We start from the raw sequence: 19,504 nt of genomic DNA on the forward strand, positions 1-19,504 counted from the left end.
GGAAGCGGCGCGGTCAGCCGGGCTCGGTGAGGCCGCCGTCCACGCGCAGCTTGCGGCGGGCGCGCTCGTAGAACGTGGTGCCCAGCCGCACCACCTTGGCGGCCCCCGGCCAGGCCGAGACCGTGACGCTGTCGCCCGGGTGCAGGTGGCCGACCACGGCTCCGTCCACCTCGACGGCCAGCCGCCCGCTGCTGGGCAGCACCTTGAGCGTCACCTCCTCGTCCGCGGGCAGCACCAGCGCCCGGTTGAACGACGAGTGCGCGGCGGCGGCCACGACCAGCACGGCCTCCACCCGGGGCGAGACGATCGGCCCGCCGGCGGAGAAGCTGTAGGCGGTGGACCCCGTGGAGGTGGCCACGATGACGGCGTCGGCGGAGTAGCTCACGAAGGGGCTGCCCGCCGGGGTGACGGACACGCCGGCCAGCCCGTCGCCGGGGGTGCGGACGAGCGCGATGTCGTTGAACGCCGTCACGTGCACCCCGGCCACCGTGCTGCGGATCGCCATCCGCGGCTCGATCGTGTACGCGTGCTCGTCGATCGCCGACAGCGTGGCCTGCAGCTCGTCCACGTCGATCTCGGCGAGGAACCCGAGCCGGCCGAGGTTCACGCCGAGGATGGGCGTCGGCCGGCCGGCCAGCAGCCGCATGGTGCGCAGCATCGTGCCGTCGCCGCCGAGCCCGACCAGCAGGTCGGCCCGCTCCACGAGCGTGGTGGCGTCGACGGCGACCGCGGTGCAGTCGATGCGGCCCACCTCCTCGGGCAGGCCGAGCACGGTGGCGCCCTTGTCGGCGGCCCAGCGCAGGATGGTGTCTATCGCCTTCTTCGAGTCGCGCTGGGGATGCAGCACCAGCCCGACCGTCCCGACCATGCCCATGGCGCCAACACTACGTCGGCCGGATCGGCGGTCGGGCCATCGGGCCCGGGGCCGGCCGCGCGCCGGTGCGGGAGGCGCGTGATGGGCGATAACGTCGTGCCCATGCGGCTTCACGTGGGATGCGCGATGTGGACACACGCGCGGTGGCAACGGCGCTTCCTCCCCGACCGGCTGGCTCCGGGCGAGCGCCTGCGCGCCTACGCCACCTGGTGCGACGCGGTGGAGGGCAACACCACGTTCTACGCCACCCCGTCCCGCGCCACGGTCGAGTCGTGGGCGGAGCAGACCTCGCCCGGCTTCCGCTTCGTCGTCAAGCTGCCCAAGCCGATCACCCACGAGCGCCGCCTGACGGGCGCCGAGGAGGAGCTGACGGCGTTCCTGGAGGCGATGGAGCCGCTGGGGCCGCGGGTGCACGCCTTCTGGGTCCAGCTCCCGGGTTCCTTCTCGCCCGCCGACCTGGGCACGCTGGCGGCGTTCCTGCGCAGGCTCCCGCAGGGGCACCGCTACGCCGTCGAGGTGCGTCACCCCGCCTTCTTCTCCGACGAGCGCGCCGCCCGGCTGCTGGAACGCGTGCTCGCGCCGGTTGACGCCGAATGGGTGCCCTTCGACACCACCGTCATGTTCGACGGCCCGCCGACCAGCGACGCCGAGCGCGAGGCGTGGACGAAGAAGCCGCGCCTGCCGCGCCGCACCCGGGCGCTGACCGCCCGCCCGATCGTGCGCTACCTGGGCCGCGACACGGAGGAGCGCACGGTCGAGGGCTGGCGGCCGTGGGTGGGGCAGGTGACGCGGTGGCTGCGCGAGGGCCGGGAGCCGACCGTGTTCATCCACACCCCGGACAACGCCGACGCGCTGCGGCTGGCCCGCCGCTTCCACGACGAGGTGCGTGCCGGCGTCCCCGGGCTGGAGCCGCTGCCCGAACCGATGCCGAACGAGCCGCTGACCCTGTTCTGACCGCTAGCGCACCAGGCAGGGCCGCTTCGGGTCGAACGTCCAGCCCTCCAGCAGGTACTGCATGGCCACGGAGTCGTCGCGGGCGCCCAGCCCGTGCCGCAGGTACAGCTCGTGCGCCGCGTCGAGGGCCGCGCGGTCCAGCTCGACGCCGAGTCCGGGCGTCCTGGGCACCTCGATCGCGCCGTCCGCGATCCGGAAGGGGTTCGTGGTGAGCGCCTGGCCGTCCTGCCAGATCCAGTGGGTGTCCAGCGCCGTGATCTCGCCCGGGGCGGCGGCCCCGACGTGCGTGAACATGGCGAGCGAGATGTCGAAGTGGTTGTTGGAGTGCGAGCCCCACGTCAGCCCGAAGTCGTGGCAGAGCTGCGCGACGCGGACCGACCCGGCCATGGTCCAGAAGTGCGGGTCGGCCAGAGGGATGTCCACCGCGTCGGAGCGGATGGCGTGGGCCATCTCCCGCCAGTCGGTGGCGATCATGTTCGTCGCGGTCGGCAGGCCGGTGGCGCGGCGGAACTCGGCCATCGTCTCCCGTCCGGAGAAGCGTCCCTCCGCGCCGCACGGGTCCTCGGCGTAGGCGAGCACGCCGCCGAGGCCGCGGCACAGCCGTACGGCGTCGGCGAGCAGCCAGCCGCCGTTGGGGTCGAGCGTGACGCGGGCGTCGGGGAACCTGCGGGCCAGCGCCGTGACCGCCTCGATCTCGTCCTCGCCGGCCAGCACGCCGCCCTTGAGCTTGAAGTCGGCGAAGCCGTAGCGCTCCCGCGCGGCCTCGGCCAGCGCGACCACGGCATCGGGTGTGAGCGCCTCCTGGCGGCGCAGCCGGGACCAGGCGTCGTCGCCGCCGTCGTCCACGAGGTAGGGCAGGTCCGTCCTGCCGGGGTCGCCGACGTAGAACAGGTAGCCCAGCATCGGCACCCGGTCGCGCTGCCGGCCGTCGCCGAGCAGGTCGGCCACGGGCAGGCCGAGGTACTGGCCGTGCAGGTCGAGCAGGGCGGACTCGAGGCCGGTGACCGCGTGCACGGTGGTGCGCAGGTCGAAGGTCTGCAGGCCGCGCCCGCCCGCGTCGCGCGCGGCGAAGCGCTCGGCCACCGAGCGCAGCAGCCCCCGGTACGCGGCCACCGGCCGGCCCGCCAGCAGTTCGCCGGCCTCCTCGACGGTACGCCTGATGGCCTCGCCGCCGGGCACCTCGCCCAGCCCGGTACGTCCGTCGGAGTCGGTGAGGATGACGACGTTGCGGGTGAAGAAGGGGCCGTGCGCGCCGCTGAGGTTGAGCAGCATGCTGTCGTGCCCGGCGACCGGGACGACCTCGACACGGTGAACCGTGGGAGACAACGGACCCCCTAGCTGATCTTGTTGATGAGGGCGGTCAGCTCGGCCAGCTCGCCGTCGGTGAGGTTCGTCAGGGGCGGGCGCACCGGGCCGCCCGGACGGCCGACGGCGGTCAGGCCAGCCTTGATGATCGACACAGCGTATCCCTTCACCCGGTCGCGGATGTCCAGGTAGGGCAGCACGAACTCGCGGATGCGCCGGTAGACGGCCGCCTGGTCCTGGGCGAGGACGTCGGCGTAGAAGTCGAGCGCGTACTGCGGGACGAAGTTGAAGATGGCCGAGGAGTAGGTGCTCATGCCGAGCTGGAGCAGCGGCAGCGCGAAGGTCTCGGCCGTGGGCAGCCCGCCGACGTAGGCAAGGCGGTCGCCGACGGCGGCGTAGATGCGGGTGAGGTTCTCGATGTTGCCGACGCCGTCCTTGAAGCCGACGAGGTTCTGGTTCCGCTCGGCCAGGGCCGCCACGGAGCGGTCGTTGAGGATCGCGTTGGCCCGGCTGTAGACGATCACGCCCAGGCCGGTGGCGCGGCACACCGCCGAGACGTGCTCGACCAGGCCGTCCTGGCCGGCCTCGGTGAGGTACGGGGGCATCAGCAGCAGGCCGTCGGCGCCCGCGTCGGCGGCGGCCCTGGCCTGGGCCACGGCATTGGCGGTGCCGCCGGTGGCCGGGGCGATGACCGGCACCCTGCCGTTGACCTCGCTCACCGCGGCGCGGACCACCTGGTCGATCTCGCCGGGGGTCAGGGAGAAGCCCTCGCCGGTGCCTCCCGCGGCGAACAGCCCGGCCACCGGGTACGAGCTCAGCCAGGACAGGTGGTCGCGGTAAGCGGCCTCGTCGAACTCGAGGTCCTGGGTGAAATGGGTGACGGGGAACGACAGCAGGCCGCTCTTGAGCTGTGTGGCGAGCTCCTGCGGGGAGTAACTGGGCATGGCGGACGCTCCTCGCTTCACTTGCGGCCGCAGGATTTCCCGCACCGCCGGTAAGGACTGACGCTGGTCAGGCTAAGGAGGTGGGGCGATACTTGTCCAAGTGCGATTATGTATCCGGCGATACCCGCACGGCATCGTCATGATCCCAGGTCGGGAAGCAGCTCCAGTACGCGGGCCAGCGCGGGGTTGGTGGAGTGCCGATCCCAGATGACGTGCAGCTCGACCGGCTCCCCCGAACCCTCCTCGCCGTCCAGCGGGTCTCCGCCGCCGCGTACGAGGTCGCAGAAGGCGATGCCGTCCACGCCGAGCGAGCGGGCGCTGGCGGGCGTCAGGGCCACGCCCCGCCCGGCCGCGACGAGCAGCACCGCGGTGAGGATCTGGTGGACCTGCTGCTCGATCCGGGGGTGGGAGTTGGTCAGGAAGCGGACGGTCAGCTCGTGGAAGTAACGCGACTGCACCGGGTTGTAGCTGATCACCGGCAGGCCGTCGAAGTCGTCGGGGGCCAGCGGGCGGCCCAGTTCGGCCAGCGGGTGGCCGAGCGGCACGGCGGCGCACAGCGGCTCGCGGAAGACGACGCGGGAGTCGAGCGTGTCGATGTCGAACGGCGGGCGGGCCAGGCCCAGGTCGAGTTCGCCGCGCAGCAGGCCGTCCACCTGCCCGGCGGTGACCCGTTCGTGCAGGATGACGTCGATCTCCGGCAGCCGCTCCGACAGCCGCCGCAGCAGCGCGCCCAGCATGCTGATGGCCGAGACAGCCGTGAACCCCAGCCGTACGGTGCCGGCCGCGCCGCTGGCGATCCGGCGCGCCCGGTCACCGGCCGTGTCGACGAGGGAGAGCATACGGCGGGCGTCCTCCAGGAAGCCGCGCCCGGCGTCGGTGAGCACCACGCGCCGGTTGTCACGTTCCAGCAGGGTCACGCCGACGACCCGCTCCAGCTTCTGGATGTGCCTGCTCAGCGGGGGCTGGGTCATGCGCAGCCGATCAGCCGCGCGGCCGAAGTGCAGTTCCTCCGCGACGGCCACGAAGGCCCGGATCTGATCGAGTGTTAGCATGATGCGCGAAGAGTATCACTTGATACCGAAATGAGCCTGGACAGGCATCGAAGCTGGTCCATAGTCTCCGGAGACTACAAAGCGGAAACCTTGCCGTAACCTTACGCAACCCCCTCTCCGCTTCACAGAGATCCACGGGCGGTCTCCGCCCGCACAAAGGAGAAGTCAATGCCGACATCTCGGACAGCCCCCCGCCGAATCCTCCACGGTGTCGTCGGCGTCGCCGCCGCGATCACGCTTGCGGCCTGCGGTGGCGTCAAGACGACCTCTTCCGGCGGCGGCGACGGGGAATATCCGACGGGCAACATCGAGTTCAGCGTCGGCGCCTCCGCGGGCGGCTCGACCGACCTCATCACCCGCGCGCTGGCCCAGGGCATCGGCAAGGAGGTCGGCGTCTCCACGCCCGTGCTCAACAAGCCCGGCGCGAACGGCGCCCTGAACGCCAAGGAACTCCAGGCCGCCAAGCCCGACGGTTACAAGATCGCCGTGCAGAACGCCTCACTCTTCACGATCACGCCGCTCACGGTGTCGGAGGCCGAGGCCACGAAGATCGACTCGTTCGACGTCATCACCGGCATCTCCCGTGACGACTACGTCATGGCCACCAACACCAAGTCCGGCTACAAGTCGATCGACGACATGAAGAAGGCCGGCAAGACGATCCGGTACGGCACCACCGGCGTCGGCACCGGCGCGCAACTCGCCTCGGCGCTGACCTTCAAGACGGCCGGCATCGAGTCCACGGCCGTGCCGTTCGACGGCGGCGCCCCCAACCTGACCGCCCTGCTGGGCAACCAGGTGGACGTGTCCACCATGCAGATCGGCGAGGCCATCGAGAACATCAAGGCCGGCAAGCTCGTCCCGCTCGCCGTCTTCTCCGCGGAGCGCATCCCGTTCCTGCCCGACGTGGAGACCGCCAAGGAGCAGGGCTACGACGTCCTGGTGACGCAGTACCGCTTCCTGACCGCGCCCAAGGGCACGCCGGAGGACGTCAAGACCAAGCTGCTCGACGCGGCCAAGAAGACGTTCGCCACGGAGGAGTACAAGAAGTTCAACGAGCAGAACTCCCTCACTCCGATGGAGGTCTCCCCGCAGGAGGTGCTCACCTCGCTGCAGAACGACACCACCACGTTCACGGCGAAGCTCGACGAGTTCGGCATCAGCCTGGCCGGTTGATCCCGGCGGCCGGTGGCCCCCCACGCACGAAGGAGTGTGCACATCCATGTCCGACCCCACGAGCCCGCCCGGCCCCAAGTCCGTGCAGGACGGGCCGCCTGAGCCGGATCCGCGGGCGGCAGACCTGCAGGAGGAGGCCGACCGGCTCCAGGCCGAGATGGAGGAGGCCAGGCCGCCGCACGGCGGCCCCATCTCCCAGGTCGCGGCGGCCCTGGTGGCGCTCGCCGTCGGCGTCTTCGGTGCGGTCGGCTCGTACGCGCTCGGGCTCGGGCGGCTCACGCAACCCGGCCCCGGGCTGTGGCCCTTCGCCATCAGCGTCGTCATCGTCGTGCTGTCGGTGGTGCTCCTCCTCACGGGCCGCCACCTGCGGGACACCGAACGCTTCTCCCGCTCCAGCCTGCAGACGGCGGCGGGCGTGCTCTCGCTCGTCGGGCTCGCCGTGCTGCTGCCGGTGATCGGCTTCGAGATCCCCTCGCTGCTGCTGATGTTCGTCTGGCTGCGCCTGCTGGGCAAGGAGTCGTGGCGCTCGTCCATCGTGATCAGCTTCGGCGCCGTGGCCGCGTTCTACGTGCTCTTCGTGCTGCTGCTGCAGATCCCGCTCCCCCGCCTCGTCTGAGAAAGTCACATGGACATATCCCCGATCCTCGAAGGCTTCGGCGTCGTCCTAGAGCCGGCCAACCTGCTCTACTGCCTGATCGGCGTCATCATCGGCATGCTCATCGGCGTGCTGCCCGGCCTCGGCCCCGGCGCGACGATCGCCATCCTGCTGCCGATCACGTACAGCATCGAGCCCGTGTCGGCGATCATCATGCTGGCGGGCATCTTCTACGGCGCCCAGTACGGCGGCACGATCACCTCGGTGCTGCTCCGCCTGCCCGGCGAGGCGTCCTCGGTCGTCACCGTCTTCGACGGCTTCGCGATGGCCAAGCAGGGCAGGGCGGGCACGGCGCTGGGCATCGCGGCCATCGGCTCCTTCATCGGCGGCACGGTCTCGATCATCGGCCTGACGCTGGTCGCGCCGGTGGTGGCCGGGTTCGCGCTCGACTTCGGGCCGCCCGAGTACGCCGCCCTGGGCATCCTGGGCGTGCTGCTGATCTCCTCGGTCGGCAACGGCAACAAGCTCAAGGCCATCATCGCGGCCGGTATCGGCCTGCTGATCGCCACCGTCGGCCGCGACACGTTCACCGGCGCCGAGCGCTTCACCTTCGGCAGCCTGAACCTGGCCGAGGGCATCGACTTCATCCCGATCGCCATGGGCCTGTTCGGCCTCAGCGAGATCCTCTACAACCTGGAGGAGCGGCACAACCGGGTGCACGCGCCCGCCAAGGTCGGCAACGTGTGGCCGTCGCGCGGGGACCTCAGGCAGTCGGGCGGCGCGATCGGGCGCGGCTCGGTCATCGGGTTCGTGCTGGGCGTGCTGCCCGGCGGCGGCGCGGTGCTGTCGTCGCTGGCCGCGTACGCGTTCGAGAAGCGCCGCGCCAAGCGGCCCGAGCGCTTCGGCCAGGGCGCGGTCGAGGGCGTGGCCGCGCCGGAGACCGCCAACAACGCCGCCGCCACCTCCTCCTTCATCCCGCTGCTGACGCTCGGCATCCCCGCGAACGCGACGATGGCGCTGATGTTCGGCGCGCTGCTCATCCAGGGCATCCAGCCGGGGCCGCAGCTCGTCACCGAGCACCCCGACGTGTTCTGGGGCGTCATCAACTCGATGTACATCGGCAACATCCTGCTGCTGATCATGAGCATCCCGATGGTGGGGCTGTTCGTCCGGATCCTGCGGGTACGCCCGGCCATCATGGCCCCGATCACCGTGCTGATCACGCTGCTGGGCGCGTACACGGTGCGCAACCAGGTCTACGACATCTTCCTCGTGATCGCGTTCGGCGTGCTCGGCTACCTGATGAAGAAGTTCGGCTTCGAGCCGGGGCCGCTGGTGCTGGCCTTCGTGCTCGGCTCGATGATCGAGAGCTCGGCGCGGCAGGGGCTGCTCATCCTCGGCGGCGACCCGGTGGGCTTCCTCACCCGCCCGATCTCGGGCACGGTGTTCGCGCTGATCGTGGTGGTGCTGCTGTGGCCGCTGATCCGCGGCGCCCTACGCCGTAAGACCTCCCATCGTGTTGAGGAGAAGATCTCGTCATGACCATCCTCGTCGGTTACCTGCCGACGCCCGAGGGCGAGGCCGCCGTGGACGCGGGCCTGCGCGAGGGCGCGCTGCGCGGCGAACGCGTGATCATCGTCAACTCCCCGCGCCGCGGCGCGCCCGTGGACGAGCGCAAGATCGACGACGCCGCCGGCGCCGAGCTGCTGCGGCGGGCCCGGGAGTCGGGCGTGGACGCCGAACTGCGCCAGCCGCTGCACGACGACGACCTGGCCGAGACGTTCGAGACGCTGGTCGAGGAGACCGGCGCGAGCCTCATCGTGATCGGGCTGCGGCACCGGTCGCTGGTGGGCAAGTTCATCATGGGCAGCGAGGCGCAGCGCATCCTCATGGAGTCGACGATCCCGGTGCTCACCGTGAAGGCCGCCCTGTGACGGAGCGTACGAGCCCGCCCGGCCCCCGCGAGGCCGGGCGGGTCAGCCGGGTCACCGTCACCCCCGTCGCCTTCCGCGACCCGCCGCTGCTCAACGTCGTGGGCGTGCACCAGCCGTACGTGCTGCGCGCCATCGTGCAGGTGCACACCGACGAGGGGCTGGTGGGGCTCGGCGAGACCTACGCCGACCAGGCCCACGTGGAGCGGCTGCGGGCGGTGGCCGCCGCGCTGCCCGGCGCGGACGTCTTCGACCTGCACGCCCTGCGCCGGATCGTGACCGAGACGCTCGGCGCGGCCACGGGCGGGGCGGGCGCGAGCTTCGGCGGCATGCTGGAGATCTCCAGCGCCGTGGACACCGTGGTGTCGCCCTTCGAGGTGGCGCTGCTGGACCTCCAGGGCAGGGCGCTGGGCCGGCCGGTGAGCGACCTGCTCGGCGGCGCGGTACGCGAGCACGTGCCGTTCTCGGCGTACCTGTTCTACAAGTGGGCCGGCCACCCGGGCCACGACGAGGACACCTGGGGCGAGGGCCGCACGCCGGAGCAGATGGTCGCCCAGGCCCGGCGGATGGTCACGGAGTACGGCTTCACCGCCGTCAAGCTCAAGGGCGGCGTGTACGAGCCGAGCCACGAGATCGAGACCGTCGAAGCGCTGGCCGCGGCCTTCCCCGGCCACGCCCTGCGCATCGACCCGAACGGCGCCTGGACCGTCGAGACCTCGATCGGGGCGGCCGAGCGGCTCTCCGGCGTCCTCGAGTACCTGGAGGACCCGACGCCCGGCATCGAGGGCATGGCCCGGGTCGCCGAGCGCACCTCGCTGCCGCTGGCCACGAACATGTGCGTCATCTCGTTCGAGCACGTCAAGCCGGCGGTCGCGGCGGACGCCGTGCAGATCGTGCTGTCGGACCACCACCTGTGGGGCGGCCTGCGCCGCTCGGCGCTGCTGGGCGGGATCTGCGAGACGTTCGGCATGGGCCTGTCGATGCACTCCAACTCGCACCTCGGGGTCAGTCTGGCCGCCATGACCCACCTGGCCGCCGCCACGCCGAACCTCACCTACGCCTGCGACACGCACTACCCGTGGAAGACGGAGGAGGTCGTGCGGCCGGGCGTGCTGGAGTTCCGCGACGGCGGCATCGCCGTGCCCACCGGGCCGGGGCTCGGGGTCGAACTGGACGAGGACGCGCTGGCCGCCCTGCACGAGCAGTACGTCAGGTGCGGGCAGCGGGGCCGCGAGGACACCGCGTACATGCGCTCGATCGTCCCGGACTTCGTCCCGAACACGGCCCGCTGGTAGCCGCGGCGGTCAGGGGGCCTGCAGCCGGGCCCGCGAGTTGGACAGGTGCAGCCGCATGGCGGCCCGCGCCGCCGCCGAGTCGCGCCCGGCGATGGCCCGGTAGATGTTCTCGTGCTCCAGCGTCACCCGCGTGAAGTGGGTGGCGTTGGAGACGGTGTAGACGTGCTCCAGCCGGGTGCGCGGCAACATGATCATCATGGGGCCGAGCGAGGTGAGCAGGTCGGCGTAGAACCGGTTGCCGGCGGCCAGCGCGATCTTGAGGTGGAACTCGAAGTCGGCCTCGACGGCGTTGCTCGGCTGCTCGCCGGCGCGTCCCAGATCGACCAGCGCCCGTTCGACGGCCTTGAGCTGCAGGTCGGTCCGGCGCTCGGCGGCCAGGCCGGCCGCCTCCGTCTCGATCCCGATCCGGAAGTCGATCATGTCGAGGACGTCGCGGTGGGTCCGGACCTGCGACGCCTCCACGGAGAAGGCCGTGGAGGCGGGCAGCGCCAGCACGAACGAGCCGCGCCCCTGGAAGGTCTCGACGAGCCCGGCGGCCTGCAGCCGCGAGACGGCCTCGCGCACCACCGTACGGCTGACCCCGAACTCCTGGATGAGCGAGGACTCGGTGGGCAGCTTCTCCCCCGGCCTGATCTCACCGGCCAGGATGCGGGCCTTGAGCCGTTCGACGAGCTCGTGCGCGAGCCCGCGCCCGGTGTCGCGGTCGAGCCTGTTGTCCGTCGGCCGATCCGTCGGCCGGTCTGACGGCCGGTCTGACGGCGGCCGGTCTGACGGCGGGTCCGGCTGCGGGTCTGGCGGCTCGCTTGGCGGCTGGTCGGGCGGCACGGCGGACAATCTACCGGCCGTCCGCGCGGAACTCGACCTCGTCGAGCCGCCAGTCCCGTGCCCGGCCGGACAGGCTGAGGCCGAGGCCCGGCCGGTCCGGCACGAGCATCCGGCCGTCCTCGATCTCGAGCCGCTCCTCGAACAGCGGCGAGAGCCACTCGATGTGCTCGACCCAGGAGTCGCGCGGGTAGGCCGCGGCCAGGTGCACGTGGATCTCCATCACGAAGTGCGGAGCGACCTGGAGGTGGGCGTGGTCGGCCAGCGCGGCGACCTTGAGGTACGGGGTGATGCCGCCGACGCGCGGCACGTCGGGCTGCAGGAAGTCGACGGCCCGCAGGTCGATGAGCCGGACGAGGTCGGGGACGCCGGCCAGCATCTCGCCGGTGGCGATGGGCGTGTCGAGCGCGGCGGCGAGTTGCGCGTGCCCTTCGGCGTCGTAGGCGTCGAGGGGCTCCTCGATCCACACCAGACCGAGGTCCTCCACGGCCCGGCCGAACCGCAGCGCGCTCGCCCGGTCCCACTGCTGGTTCGCGTCCACCATCAACGGCACGTCGTCGCCCAGGTGCTCACGCACCGCCGCCAGCCGCCGCAGGTCCTCCCGCATGTCCGGCTGGCCCACCTTGATCTTGATGCCGCCGATGCCGCTCTTCAGCGACTGGCCGGCCTTCTCCTTCACCTCCTCGATCGGCGCCTGGAGATAGCCGCCGGAGGTGTTGTAGACGCGGACGGAGTCGCGGTACGCGCCCAGCAGCTTGGCCAGCGGCAACCCCGCCCGCTTCGCCTTCAGGTCCCACAACGCCACATCGACCGCGGCCAGCGCCGCATGTCGATCTGGGACAGCGGGCGCTGCCGCCCGGTCGCCACCTTGGCGTCGCTGACCGGCCGTTCGAGGGGGACGGCGTGGCGCGCGAGGCGTACCGACTCGATGCGCATGGCTCAGGCCCTCCCGAACTCGACGGAGTCCACGGTCCACTTGCGGCACTGCTCGCTGAGCGTGAACCCGAGCCCGGGACGGTCCGGCACGATCATGCGCCCGTCGCGGGTCTCCAGCCGCTCCTCGAACAGCGGGTTGAGCCACTCGAAGTGCTCCACCCAGGGCTCGCGCGGGTACGCGGCGGCCAGGTGGAGGTGGATCTCCATGGCGAAGTGCGGCGCGAGCTGCAGCCCCGCGTGGTCGGCGAGCGTGGCCAGGCGCAGGAACGGGGTGATGCCGCCGACGCGCGGGGCGTCCGGCTGGATGATGTCGGCGGCGCGGGCCTCGATGAGGCGGACGTGCTCGGCGACGCTGGAGAGCATCTCGCCGGTGGCGATGGGGGTGTCGAGCGCGGCGGCGAGCTGGGCATGCCCTTCGGCGTCGTAGGCGTCGAGGGGCTCCTCGATCCACACCAGACCGAGGTCCTCGACCGCCCGGCCGAACCGCAGCGCGCTCGCCCGGTCCCACTGCTGGTTGGCGTCCACCATCAACGGGACGTCGTCGCCCAGGTGCTCACGCACGGCCGCCAGCCGCCGCAGGTCCTCCTTCATGTCGGGCTGGCCAACCTTGATCTTGATGCCGCCGATGCCGTCCGCCAGCGACTGCGACGCCCGCGCCTTGACCTCCTCGATCGGCGCGTGCAGGAAGCCGCCGGAGGTGTTGTACGTCCGGACGGAGTCGCGGTACGCGCCCAGCAGCTTGGCCAGCGGCAACCCCGCCCGCTTCGCCTTCAGGTCCCACAACGCCACATCGACCGCGGCCAGCGCCCTGAGGAGAGCGAGACGTGGCGGATGCGGTCCATGGAGGTCCTCGGAGGGTCGGCGGACGAATTCATACGTCATCGTATGACTGTGTAAGTCGTATGACAACTGCCTCCCCGGGGGGACGGGGTCAGGCCGGAGCCACGCCGTCGTAGTCCACCACCAGGTGCCGCGGCCCCCGCAGGACGGCACTCGGCCGGTACGGCGGCGGATCGGCGACCAGCCGCGGCCCACGCAGCCTGCGGACCAGCTCGCCCAGCACGACCTGCGCCTCCAGCCGGGCCAGCGGCGCGCCGAAGCAGTAGTGCACGCCGCCGCCGAAGCCCAGATGCTCGTTACGGGGCCGGTCGAGCACGAACTCGTCCGGACTGGCCACGTGGCCCGGGTCGCGGCTGCCCGCCGCCATCGCCAGCACCACGGGCGAGCCGGCCGGGATCGTGGTGCCCGCGATCGTGATGTCGTCGAGGGCCACCCGCGACGACACGAACTGCACCGGCGGCTCGTACCGCAGCAGCTCCTCGACCGCCGGGATGATCAGGTGCGGGTCGGCGCGCAGCCGGTCGAGCAGCTCGGGCCGGCGCAGGAAGGTGAGCATGCCGTTGGCGATGAGGTTGATCGTGGTCTCGTGCCCGGCGATCAGCAGCAGCACCGCCGTGGACACCACCTCCTCCGCCGTCATGCCGCCCTCCGGGCCGCGATAGGTGACGAGCCCCGACAGCAGGTCCCCGCGCGGCTCCCGGCCACGCGCCTCGACGAGCCCGCCGAGATACCGCGACAGCTCCAGGGAGGCCGCCCTGCGGGCCCGCTCGCGCTCCGCCCGGTCCTCCTCGCCCGGCCCGAGCGTCTCGACGACCTCGTCCGCCAGGGCGTGGAAGTGCGGCTCGTCCTCCTCGGGCACGCCGAGCAGCGCGCAGATCACCGCCACCGGAAGCGGGTAGGCCACCTCGTCCACGATGTCCGCCCTGGTCCGGCCGTCGAGGGCGTCGATCAGGGAGGTGGCGAGGCTCAGCATCTTCGGACGCAGCCGCTCGACCGTCTCCGGCGAGTGCGGCGGGCCGAAGTGCCGCATCGCCAGGCCGCGCAGCCGGTCGTGCTCCGGCGGGTCGAGACCGATGAAGGACGGCTCGGGATCCGCCAGCCGCGCCGCGTCACCCTTCAGGTTGCGCCGGTCGGAGCTGATGCGCGGGTCGTGCAGCAGCGCGACGATCTCGCGATAGGTGCTGACCAGGTACGTGCCGTCCTCCTGCAACGCCACCGGGCTCGCCCGCAGCTCGCCGAAGAACCGGTACGGGTCGGCGCGGCCCGCCGGGTCGAGGATCCGCTTCAGTACGCTCATGCTCTCTCCTGCCGTCAGCGCGGGTGCACCAGGGACACGCGGCGTTCGGCCGGGTCGTGGCCGGTCACCACGACCGTCGCCCCCGCGCTGGGCACCAGCCGCTCGGGCACCCGCGCCGGCACCGGCCCGCCGTCCGCCGCGCCCATGCCCACGTGGCGGTAGTCGGGCGGGAACGGCGCCGCCTGCTCGATCCGGTGCTGGTAGAACTCCAGCCACATGGCCTGGTCGAAGGTGACCGCCGCGGTGATGCGGCCCTTGTAGCCGTAGACGGCGACGAAGCGCCGCTCCTCCGGCGAGCCCTGGGTGAAGACCACCTGGTCGGCGAACGTGGGCACCCCGACCGACTTGATGTTCACCCCGAACTGGCTCGACCAGAAGACCGGCACCGACAGGTGCGGCCAGCGGTGCGCCTGGTCGCTGACCATGTTGTGCGCCGCGATCTCGGCCTGGGAGACCGCGTTGCCCCAGTGTTCGAGGGTCATGAACTGGTACTCGTACAGCGGGTGCGGGAAGCGGGCGATGTCGCCGGCCACGAAGACGTCGTCGGTGACCAGGCCGTTGAGGTCCACGGCGCGGCAGCCCGCGTCGCAGGTCACCCCCCAAGCGCTCACGGCCAGGCCGGAGTCGCGCAGCCACTCGACGTTGCGCACCGAGCCGAGCGCCACCACCGCCACGTCCGCCTCAACCGTGCCGCCGTCCGACAGCCGCGCCCCGGTCAGCCGGCCGGCGCCGTCCGACAGCAGCTCGGTGACGGTCGTGTCGCAGCGCAGGTCCACACCGTGCTCGCGCTGGAGCCCGGCGGCCACGTCGCCGATCACGCCGCCCATCGCGCTGTAGAGCGGGGCCGGGCCGCGCTCGACGACCGTCACCGGCAGGTCCAGCTCCCGGCAGACGGAGGCGATCTCGCTGCCGGTGAACCCCGCCCCGAGGATCAGCACGCGGCGCGGGCCCGCGGCCAGCGCCCGCCGCAGCCCGGCGGCGTCGCGGGCGTCGCGCAGCGTGTGCACGCCCTCCAGGGCGGCCTGGGCCTCGTCCGGCCAGCGCCGGGCGCGGGTGCCGGTGGCCAGCAGGACGCGGTCGAAGCCGACCTCCCTCCCGTCCGCCAGCCGTACCCGCTTGCCGGCCACGTCCAGGCCGGTGGCCGGGGTGCCGCACAGCCATTCGGCGTCGATCTCGCGCAGTCGGGGCAGCAGGGTGTGCTCGGGCGGCACCTGGCCGGTGAGCACCTGCTTGGACAGGGGCGGCCGGTCGTACGGCTCGCCGCGCTCGTCGCCGATCATCGTCAGCGACCCCGCGAAGCCCTCCCGCCGCAGCACCTCCGCCGCCCGCGCGCCGGCCAGCGAGGCCCCGACGATCACGATGCGGCCGTCCTTCATCACCTCGCCGTCGGCCTCCCTGGGCGGGCCGGCCGTCCGGTCGAGGTGGATGGCCTGCACCGGGCAGGCGGCGGCGGCCCGCAGGACGTGCTCGCGCCGCTCGTCGGCGGGCTGCAGGTCGTACAGCAGCGCCTCGTCGCGCATGGTGAACACGTCGGGCGCGAGGAAGACGCACTGCCCGTACCCCTGGCAGCGCGTCAGATCGACGACGACTCGCACAACCACTCCCCCGATGAGCGTCGATCGACGGGATCAGAGCGCGACCAGGCCGGCTCTGGCCAGGACTCGCAGGTGCGCCACCAGTTCCTCGGCGCTGCGGGTGAGCGGCTGGACGCAGACGTGGTCGGCGCCCGCGTCGAGGTGCGCGCGCACCCGCTGGACGAGGGCGTCCGGATCGCCCCACGCGACCACGGCGTCCACCAGCGCGTCGCTGCCTCCGTCGGCCAGGTCCTCGTCCGGCCAGCCCAGGTCGCGCAGGTTGTTGGCGTAGTTGGGCAGCGCCAGGTAACGCGCGGTGAACTGGCGGGCGATGCGCCGCGCCCGCTCCTGGTCGGCCTCCAGCACGACCGTCTGCTCCGGCGCCAGCAGCGGCCCGGGGCCGAGGGCGGCCCGCGCGCGGACCGTGTGCTCGGGAGTGACGAAATAGGGATGCGCGCCGTAGGCCCGCTGCGCGGCCAGCTCCAGCATCCTGGGACGCAGCGCGGCCAGCACGCGCGGAGCCGGATGCGGCAGCGGGGCGGCGTACTCGGTGGCGTCCATGGCGTCCAGGTAGTGGCGCATGGCCGAGACCGGCTTGCGGTAGTCGTGCCCGCGCGCCGCCACCGCGGGGGCGTGGCTGACCCCGAGGCCGAGCAGGAAACGGTCGTCGAACGCCTCCGCCAGCGTGTTCGCGCCGTTGGCGGTGGCCGTGGGGTCGCGCGCCCAGATGCTGGCGATGCCGGTCGCCACCGTGAGCCGGCTCGTCGCGCCCAGCAGGATCGCCGCGTGGGCCAAGGACTCCTTGCCGTTCGGCGTCTCGCCGATCCACAACGCGCCGAAGCCGAGACTCTCGATCTCCGCCGCCGTCTCGCGCTCGACCGCGGCCCGCTCCCTGCTCAGGGTGGCGTTCCAGACGCCCACGCGCCCCAGGCGCCGCTTCAGCGCCTTGACCTCGTTCGTGTCCGGCATCACGCCCCACCGCTCTCATCGCACCGGATGTGCCCGAGTTTCACGATAAGCAGCCCATGGTCGAGCCACGTTAATGACTCGCCGTATTCCCGGCCATTCTGGACCGGGTGCCGGGCTACGGCGTCGTGGCCTGGTCGAGCAGTTCGAGCAGGTGACGGTACGTCTCGCCGGTGGCCCTGGTCAGGCCCAGCTCGCAGGTGCGGTTGACCGAGGCGTGGGCGGCCGGGCCCGCCTCCCGCACACCCTCCGCCTCCGCCCGGGTGGCCGAGGCCGTCAGCTCCGGATGCAGCAGGCCCCGGTCGCCGGCGAAGGCGCAGCACTGCCAGCCGTCGGGGACCGTCACGCGGTCGGCGACCGCCTCGGCGACGCGCGTGATGGCGGCGTCCAGGCCGAGCCGGGTGCTGGAGCAGGTGGGGTGCAGGACCAGGGACGGCAGGCGGCGCTCGACGGTCAGGCGGGGCAGGAGGTGCTCGGCGGTGTAGGCGACCGCGTCCAGCACCTGCAGGCCGGTGGACGCGGCGAGGCGGTGGAAGCCCTCGGTGCAGGAGGCGGCGTCGCTGACCACCGGCACCCGCCCGCCGTCCGTGGCCTCGGCCAGCGCCGCGCGCACGCGCCCGCCCATCTCCGCGTAGCCGTCGGTGAAGCCCTTGGACGACCACGGCGTGCCGCAGCACAGGCCGCCGATGCCCTCCGGGACGCGCAGCCGCACCCCCGCCCGCTCGGCCAGCCGGGCGAAGGCGGCCATCACGCCTGTGCCGCCGCCGGCGGGGGCGAACAGCGTGTTCAGGCAGGACGGCACGTAGACGGCGTCGGCCTCGGGAACGGCCGACGGGCGGCGGCGCGTACCGCCCCGGGGCAGGTCGCGGCTCCACTGCGGCACGGTCTCGGTGCCGGCGACGGCGCGGGCGGCCCGCGCGGCGGCCTCGGCGAGCCCCGGCGGGCCGGCCGCCGCGGCGTCCAGGGCGAGGTTCATCGACCGGGTGACGCCGTCCCAGTGCCGGGCGGCCGTCCGCCAGCCACGCCGTGCCGCCGGGCCGTGCCGTTCGGCGCGCAGCCGCCGGGTCAGGTCGCCGGTGTTGATGCCGACGGGGCAGGCGGTGGCGCACATGCCGTCCACGGCGCAGGTGTCCACGGCGTCGTAGCCGTACTCAGCCTCCAGCCGCGCGGCCAGCTCGTCGTCGCCCGCCTCCTTGGCGGCGGCCAGCTCCCGGCGCAGCACGATGCGCTGGCGCGGGGTGGTGGTCAGGTCGCGGCTGGGGCAGACCGGCTCGCAGTAGCCGCACTCCACGCACCGGTCCACCTCGGGCTCGACGGTGACGACGGCCTTCAGGTCGCGCAGGTGGGCGTCCTGCCGGTCGGTCAGGACAACGCCCGGGTTGAGCGCTCCTGCCGGGTCGCACAGGCGCTTGACCTCGCGCATCACCTCGTACAGCTCGTCGCCGTACTGGCGGCGGACGAACGGGGCCATGACCCGGCCGGTGCCGTGCTCGGCCTTGAGCGTGCCGCCGCGCTTCAGCACCGCCGCCACCATGTCCTCGGTGAAGTCGGCGTAGCGGCCGAGGTCGGCGTCGAAGCGCTCGTTGAGCATGAAGTGCAGGTTGCCGTCCTTGGCGTGGCCGAAGATGACGCTGCGCTCGTAGCGGTGCTCGGCGAACAGGGCGGTCAGCTCGTCGCACAGGTCGGCCAGGGCGGGCACGGGGACGGCGACGTCCTCCAGCAGCGCGGTGGTGCCGCTGGGCCGGGCTCCGGCGACGGAGGCGTACAGGCCCTTGCGGATGTGCCACAGCGCGGCCCGTCCGGCGGCGTCCCTGCTCAGCCTGCCGGGGACGGCCAGCTCCAGGGTGGTCAGCAGTTCCGTGGCGGCGCGCTCGCGCCCGGCCAGCGGCTCCTCCTCCGGCTCCTGCCACTCGACCAGGAGCGCGGCGTGCTCGGTGACGGCCAGGGTGCGCAGGACGTCGTCGGCCTTGGGGTCGTTCTGGGCCACCCGTAGCGACTCGGCGTCCAGCAGCTCGACGGCGGCGGGGGCGGCCTCGACCAGCCGCGGCATGGCGGCCATCGCCTCGCGCAGGGCGGGGAAGACGAGCAGGCCGGTGGCGGCCAGCGGGTGCGCGGGGACCGTGCGGAAGACCGCCTCGGCGACGAAGCCGAGCGTGCCCTCGCTGCCGATGATGAGGTGGGCCAGGAGCTGGGCCGGGGTGTCGTGGTCGAGGAAGCTGTTCAGGCCGTAGCCCATGGTGTTCTTCAGCGCGAACTGCTCGGTGATCCGCCGCACCGAGTCAGGATTTTTCCGGACTCGGTCGCGTAGCCTGGCCAGGCCCTCCGCCAGACCGGGCTCCAGCGCGCGCAGCCGCTCGTCGGCGTCGGCGGCGCCGGTGTCGATCACGGTGCCGCTCGCCAGCACCACCGTCATCGACTCCAGCGTCCGGTACGTGTTGGCGTGCGTGCCGCACGTCATGCCGCTGGAGTTGTTGGCCACGACGCCGCCGATCGTGCACGCCGACTCGCTGGCCGGATCGGGGCCGAGCTTGCGCCCGTACGGTGCCAGCCGGGCGTTGACCTGCCGCAGCACCGCGCCCGGCTGCACCCGCACCCGCTGCCCGCCGTCCAGCACCTCGATGCCCCGGAAGTGCCGCCGGGTGTCCACGAGAAGGTGCTCGCCGACCCCCTGCCCGCTCAGGCTGGTGCCGCCGGAGCGGAAGGTGAGCGGCAGGCCGGTACGCAGCAGCGCCGCCACTTGCTCCGCGCTCTCGGGAACCAGCACGGCCTGCGGGGTGAGCAGGTAGTGCGAGGCGTCGTGGGCCATGCCGAGCCGGTCGCTCGCGCGGGTGCGGGCGATGCCCGGGACGGCGGCCTCCACCGTGGCGAGGACGGCGGGGTCGGGTGCGGTCAGGCTCATGCTCTCTCGATCTCTCTCTGCGCGGGCATCCGCGCGGGGTGCGG

General features: G+C 72.6%; 18 protein-coding genes. 6 read left to right on the forward strand and 12 right to left on the reverse strand.

What is annotated here, in order from left to right:
* Positions 1–13: 13 nt before the first annotated feature.
* Positions 14–874 carry an NAD(+)/NADH kinase gene (locus FAF44_RS31775; protein ID WP_237107002.1) on the reverse strand — a complete coding sequence of 287 codons (861 nt, stop codon included), beginning with the start codon at positions 872–874 and terminating at the stop codon, positions 14–16.
* A 102-nt stretch (positions 875–976) separates the two neighbouring features.
* Between FAF44_RS31775 and FAF44_RS31780 the strand changes: the two genes are divergently transcribed.
* Positions 977–1,828, forward strand: coding sequence for a DUF72 domain-containing protein (locus FAF44_RS31780; protein WP_237107003.1), 852 nt, complete (start codon positions 977–979; stop codon positions 1,826–1,828).
* Between the two features lie 3 nt (positions 1,829–1,831).
* Here FAF44_RS31780 and FAF44_RS31785 read toward each other — a convergent pair whose 3' ends face one another.
* From FAF44_RS31785 to FAF44_RS31795, 3 genes are all read right to left on the reverse strand, one after another.
* Positions 1,832–3,154 carry an enolase C-terminal domain-like protein gene (locus tag FAF44_RS31785; RefSeq protein ID WP_272895290.1) on the reverse strand — a complete coding sequence of 441 codons (1,323 nt, stop codon included), beginning with the start codon at positions 3,152–3,154 and terminating at the stop codon, positions 1,832–1,834.
* An 8-nt stretch (positions 3,155–3,162) separates the two neighbouring features.
* Entirely contained in the window at positions 3,163–4,077 is a 915-nt protein-coding gene (gene kdgD, locus FAF44_RS31790; protein ID WP_237107004.1) for a 5-dehydro-4-deoxyglucarate dehydratase, read from the reverse strand.
* Between the two features lie 137 nt (positions 4,078–4,214).
* Entirely contained in the window at positions 4,215–5,129 is a 915-nt protein-coding gene (locus FAF44_RS31795) for a LysR family transcriptional regulator (protein WP_237107005.1), read from the reverse strand.
* A gap of 168 nt (positions 5,130–5,297) precedes the next feature.
* Here FAF44_RS31795 and FAF44_RS31800 point away from each other — a divergent pair, with 168 nt between their 5' ends.
* From FAF44_RS31800 to FAF44_RS31820, 5 genes are read left to right on the forward strand one after another with little or no spacing between them, the layout of a single operon-like run.
* Positions 5,298–6,305 (forward strand): tripartite tricarboxylate transporter substrate binding protein, encoded by a 1,008-nt coding sequence (locus tag FAF44_RS31800; RefSeq protein WP_237107006.1) that lies wholly within the window; start codon positions 5,298–5,300, stop codon positions 6,303–6,305.
* Positions 6,306–6,351: 46 nt separating this feature from the next.
* Positions 6,352–6,921, forward strand: coding sequence for a tripartite tricarboxylate transporter TctB family protein (locus FAF44_RS31805; RefSeq protein ID WP_237107007.1), 570 nt, complete (start codon positions 6,352–6,354; stop codon positions 6,919–6,921).
* A gap of 9 nt (positions 6,922–6,930) precedes the next feature.
* On the forward strand, positions 6,931–8,442 hold the full coding sequence (locus tag FAF44_RS31810) for a tripartite tricarboxylate transporter permease (RefSeq protein ID WP_237107008.1): 1,512 nt from the start codon (positions 6,931–6,933) through the stop codon (positions 8,440–8,442).
* Positions 8,439–8,834, forward strand: a complete 396-nt coding sequence (locus tag FAF44_RS31815; RefSeq protein WP_237107009.1) for a universal stress protein — start codon at positions 8,439–8,441, stop codon at positions 8,832–8,834. Before FAF44_RS31810 ends, FAF44_RS31815 begins: the two co-directional genes overlap by 4 nt.
* On the forward strand, positions 8,831–10,126 hold the full coding sequence (locus FAF44_RS31820) for a glucarate dehydratase family protein (RefSeq protein ID WP_237107010.1): 1,296 nt from the start codon (positions 8,831–8,833) through the stop codon (positions 10,124–10,126). Before FAF44_RS31815 ends, FAF44_RS31820 begins: the two co-directional genes overlap by 4 nt.
* A gap of 9 nt (positions 10,127–10,135) precedes the next feature.
* On the opposite strand, the gene FAF44_RS31825 is transcribed toward FAF44_RS31820, so the two are convergent.
* The 8 genes from FAF44_RS31825 to FAF44_RS31855 all read right to left on the reverse strand — a co-directional run bounded on the left by FAF44_RS31825 (position 10,136) and on the right by FAF44_RS31855 (position 19,460).
* A complete protein-coding gene (locus FAF44_RS31825; RefSeq protein ID WP_237107011.1) occupies positions 10,136–10,951 on the reverse strand; it encodes a FadR/GntR family transcriptional regulator in 816 nt (271 codons plus the stop codon).
* 10 nt (positions 10,952–10,961) lie between these two features.
* Positions 10,962–11,768 carry a mandelate racemase/muconate lactonizing enzyme family protein gene (locus tag FAF44_RS31830; RefSeq protein ID WP_308193414.1) on the reverse strand — a complete coding sequence of 269 codons (807 nt, stop codon included), beginning with the start codon at positions 11,766–11,768 and terminating at the stop codon, positions 10,962–10,964.
* On the reverse strand, positions 11,735–11,884 hold the full coding sequence (locus FAF44_RS56005) for a hypothetical protein (protein WP_308193415.1): 150 nt from the start codon (positions 11,882–11,884) through the stop codon (positions 11,735–11,737). Before FAF44_RS56005 ends, FAF44_RS31830 begins: the two co-directional genes overlap by 34 nt.
* 3 nt (positions 11,885–11,887) lie before the next feature.
* Entirely contained in the window at positions 11,888–12,766 is an 879-nt protein-coding gene (locus tag FAF44_RS31835) for a mandelate racemase/muconate lactonizing enzyme family protein (RefSeq protein ID WP_272895292.1), read from the reverse strand.
* Between the two features lie 49 nt (positions 12,767–12,815).
* Positions 12,816–14,021 (reverse strand): cytochrome P450, encoded by a 1,206-nt coding sequence (locus tag FAF44_RS31840; protein WP_237107012.1) that lies wholly within the window; start codon positions 14,019–14,021, stop codon positions 12,816–12,818.
* A gap of 14 nt (positions 14,022–14,035) precedes the next feature.
* The gene (locus tag FAF44_RS31845; protein WP_237107013.1) at positions 14,036–15,616 is read right to left on the reverse strand and encodes an FAD-dependent oxidoreductase; all 1,581 of its coding nucleotides are present in this window, start codon (positions 15,614–15,616) and stop codon (positions 14,036–14,038) included.
* A gap of 33 nt (positions 15,617–15,649) precedes the next feature.
* Positions 15,650–16,564 carry an LLM class F420-dependent oxidoreductase gene (locus FAF44_RS31850; RefSeq protein WP_237107014.1) on the reverse strand — a complete coding sequence of 305 codons (915 nt, stop codon included), beginning with the start codon at positions 16,562–16,564 and terminating at the stop codon, positions 15,650–15,652.
* Positions 16,565–16,679: 115 nt separating this feature from the next.
* Positions 16,680–19,460 carry an FAD-binding and (Fe-S)-binding domain-containing protein gene (locus FAF44_RS31855; RefSeq protein WP_237107015.1) on the reverse strand — a complete coding sequence of 927 codons (2,781 nt, stop codon included), beginning with the start codon at positions 19,458–19,460 and terminating at the stop codon, positions 16,680–16,682.
* Between the last annotated feature and the right edge of the window lie 44 nt (positions 19,461–19,504).

This window comes from Nonomuraea sp. MG754425 (assembly GCF_021699195.1).
Classification (GTDB): Bacteria; Actinomycetota; Actinomycetes; order Streptosporangiales; family Streptosporangiaceae; genus Nonomuraea.

Bases quoted from the DNA above. Each gene is read 5' to 3' on its own strand.
- FAF44_RS31815 (WP_237107009.1), top strand. From the start codon at position 8,439: ATGACCATCCTCGTCGGTTACCTGCCGACGCCCGAGGGCGAGGCCGCC.
- FAF44_RS31835 (WP_272895292.1), bottom strand. From the start codon at position 12,766: ATGACGTATGAATTCGTCCGCCGACCCTCCGAGGACCTCCATGGACCG.
- FAF44_RS31795 (WP_237107005.1), bottom strand. From the start codon at position 5,129: ATGCTAACACTCGATCAGATCCGGGCCTTCGTGGCCGTCGCGGAGGAA.
- FAF44_RS31805 (WP_237107007.1), top strand. From the start codon at position 6,352: ATGTCCGACCCCACGAGCCCGCCCGGCCCCAAGTCCGTGCAGGACGGG.
- FAF44_RS31780 (WP_237107003.1), top strand. From the start codon at position 977: ATGCGGCTTCACGTGGGATGCGCGATGTGGACACACGCGCGGTGGCAA.
- FAF44_RS31800 (WP_237107006.1), top strand. From the start codon at position 5,298: ATGCCGACATCTCGGACAGCCCCCCGCCGAATCCTCCACGGTGTCGTC.
- kdgD (WP_237107004.1), bottom strand. From the start codon at position 4,077: ATGCCCAGTTACTCCCCGCAGGAGCTCGCCACACAGCTCAAGAGCGGC.
- FAF44_RS31855 (WP_237107015.1), bottom strand. From the start codon at position 19,460: ATGAGCCTGACCGCACCCGACCCCGCCGTCCTCGCCACGGTGGAGGCC.
- FAF44_RS31775 (WP_237107002.1), bottom strand. From the start codon at position 874: ATGGGCATGGTCGGGACGGTCGGGCTGGTGCTGCATCCCCAGCGCGAC.
- FAF44_RS31850 (WP_237107014.1), bottom strand. From the start codon at position 16,564: ATGCCGGACACGAACGAGGTCAAGGCGCTGAAGCGGCGCCTGGGGCGC.
- FAF44_RS31840 (WP_237107012.1), bottom strand. From the start codon at position 14,021: ATGAGCGTACTGAAGCGGATCCTCGACCCGGCGGGCCGCGCCGACCCG.
- FAF44_RS56005 (WP_308193415.1), bottom strand. From the start codon at position 11,884: ATGCGCATCGAGTCGGTACGCCTCGCGCGCCACGCCGTCCCCCTCGAA.
- FAF44_RS31810 (WP_237107008.1), top strand. From the start codon at position 6,931: ATGGACATATCCCCGATCCTCGAAGGCTTCGGCGTCGTCCTAGAGCCG.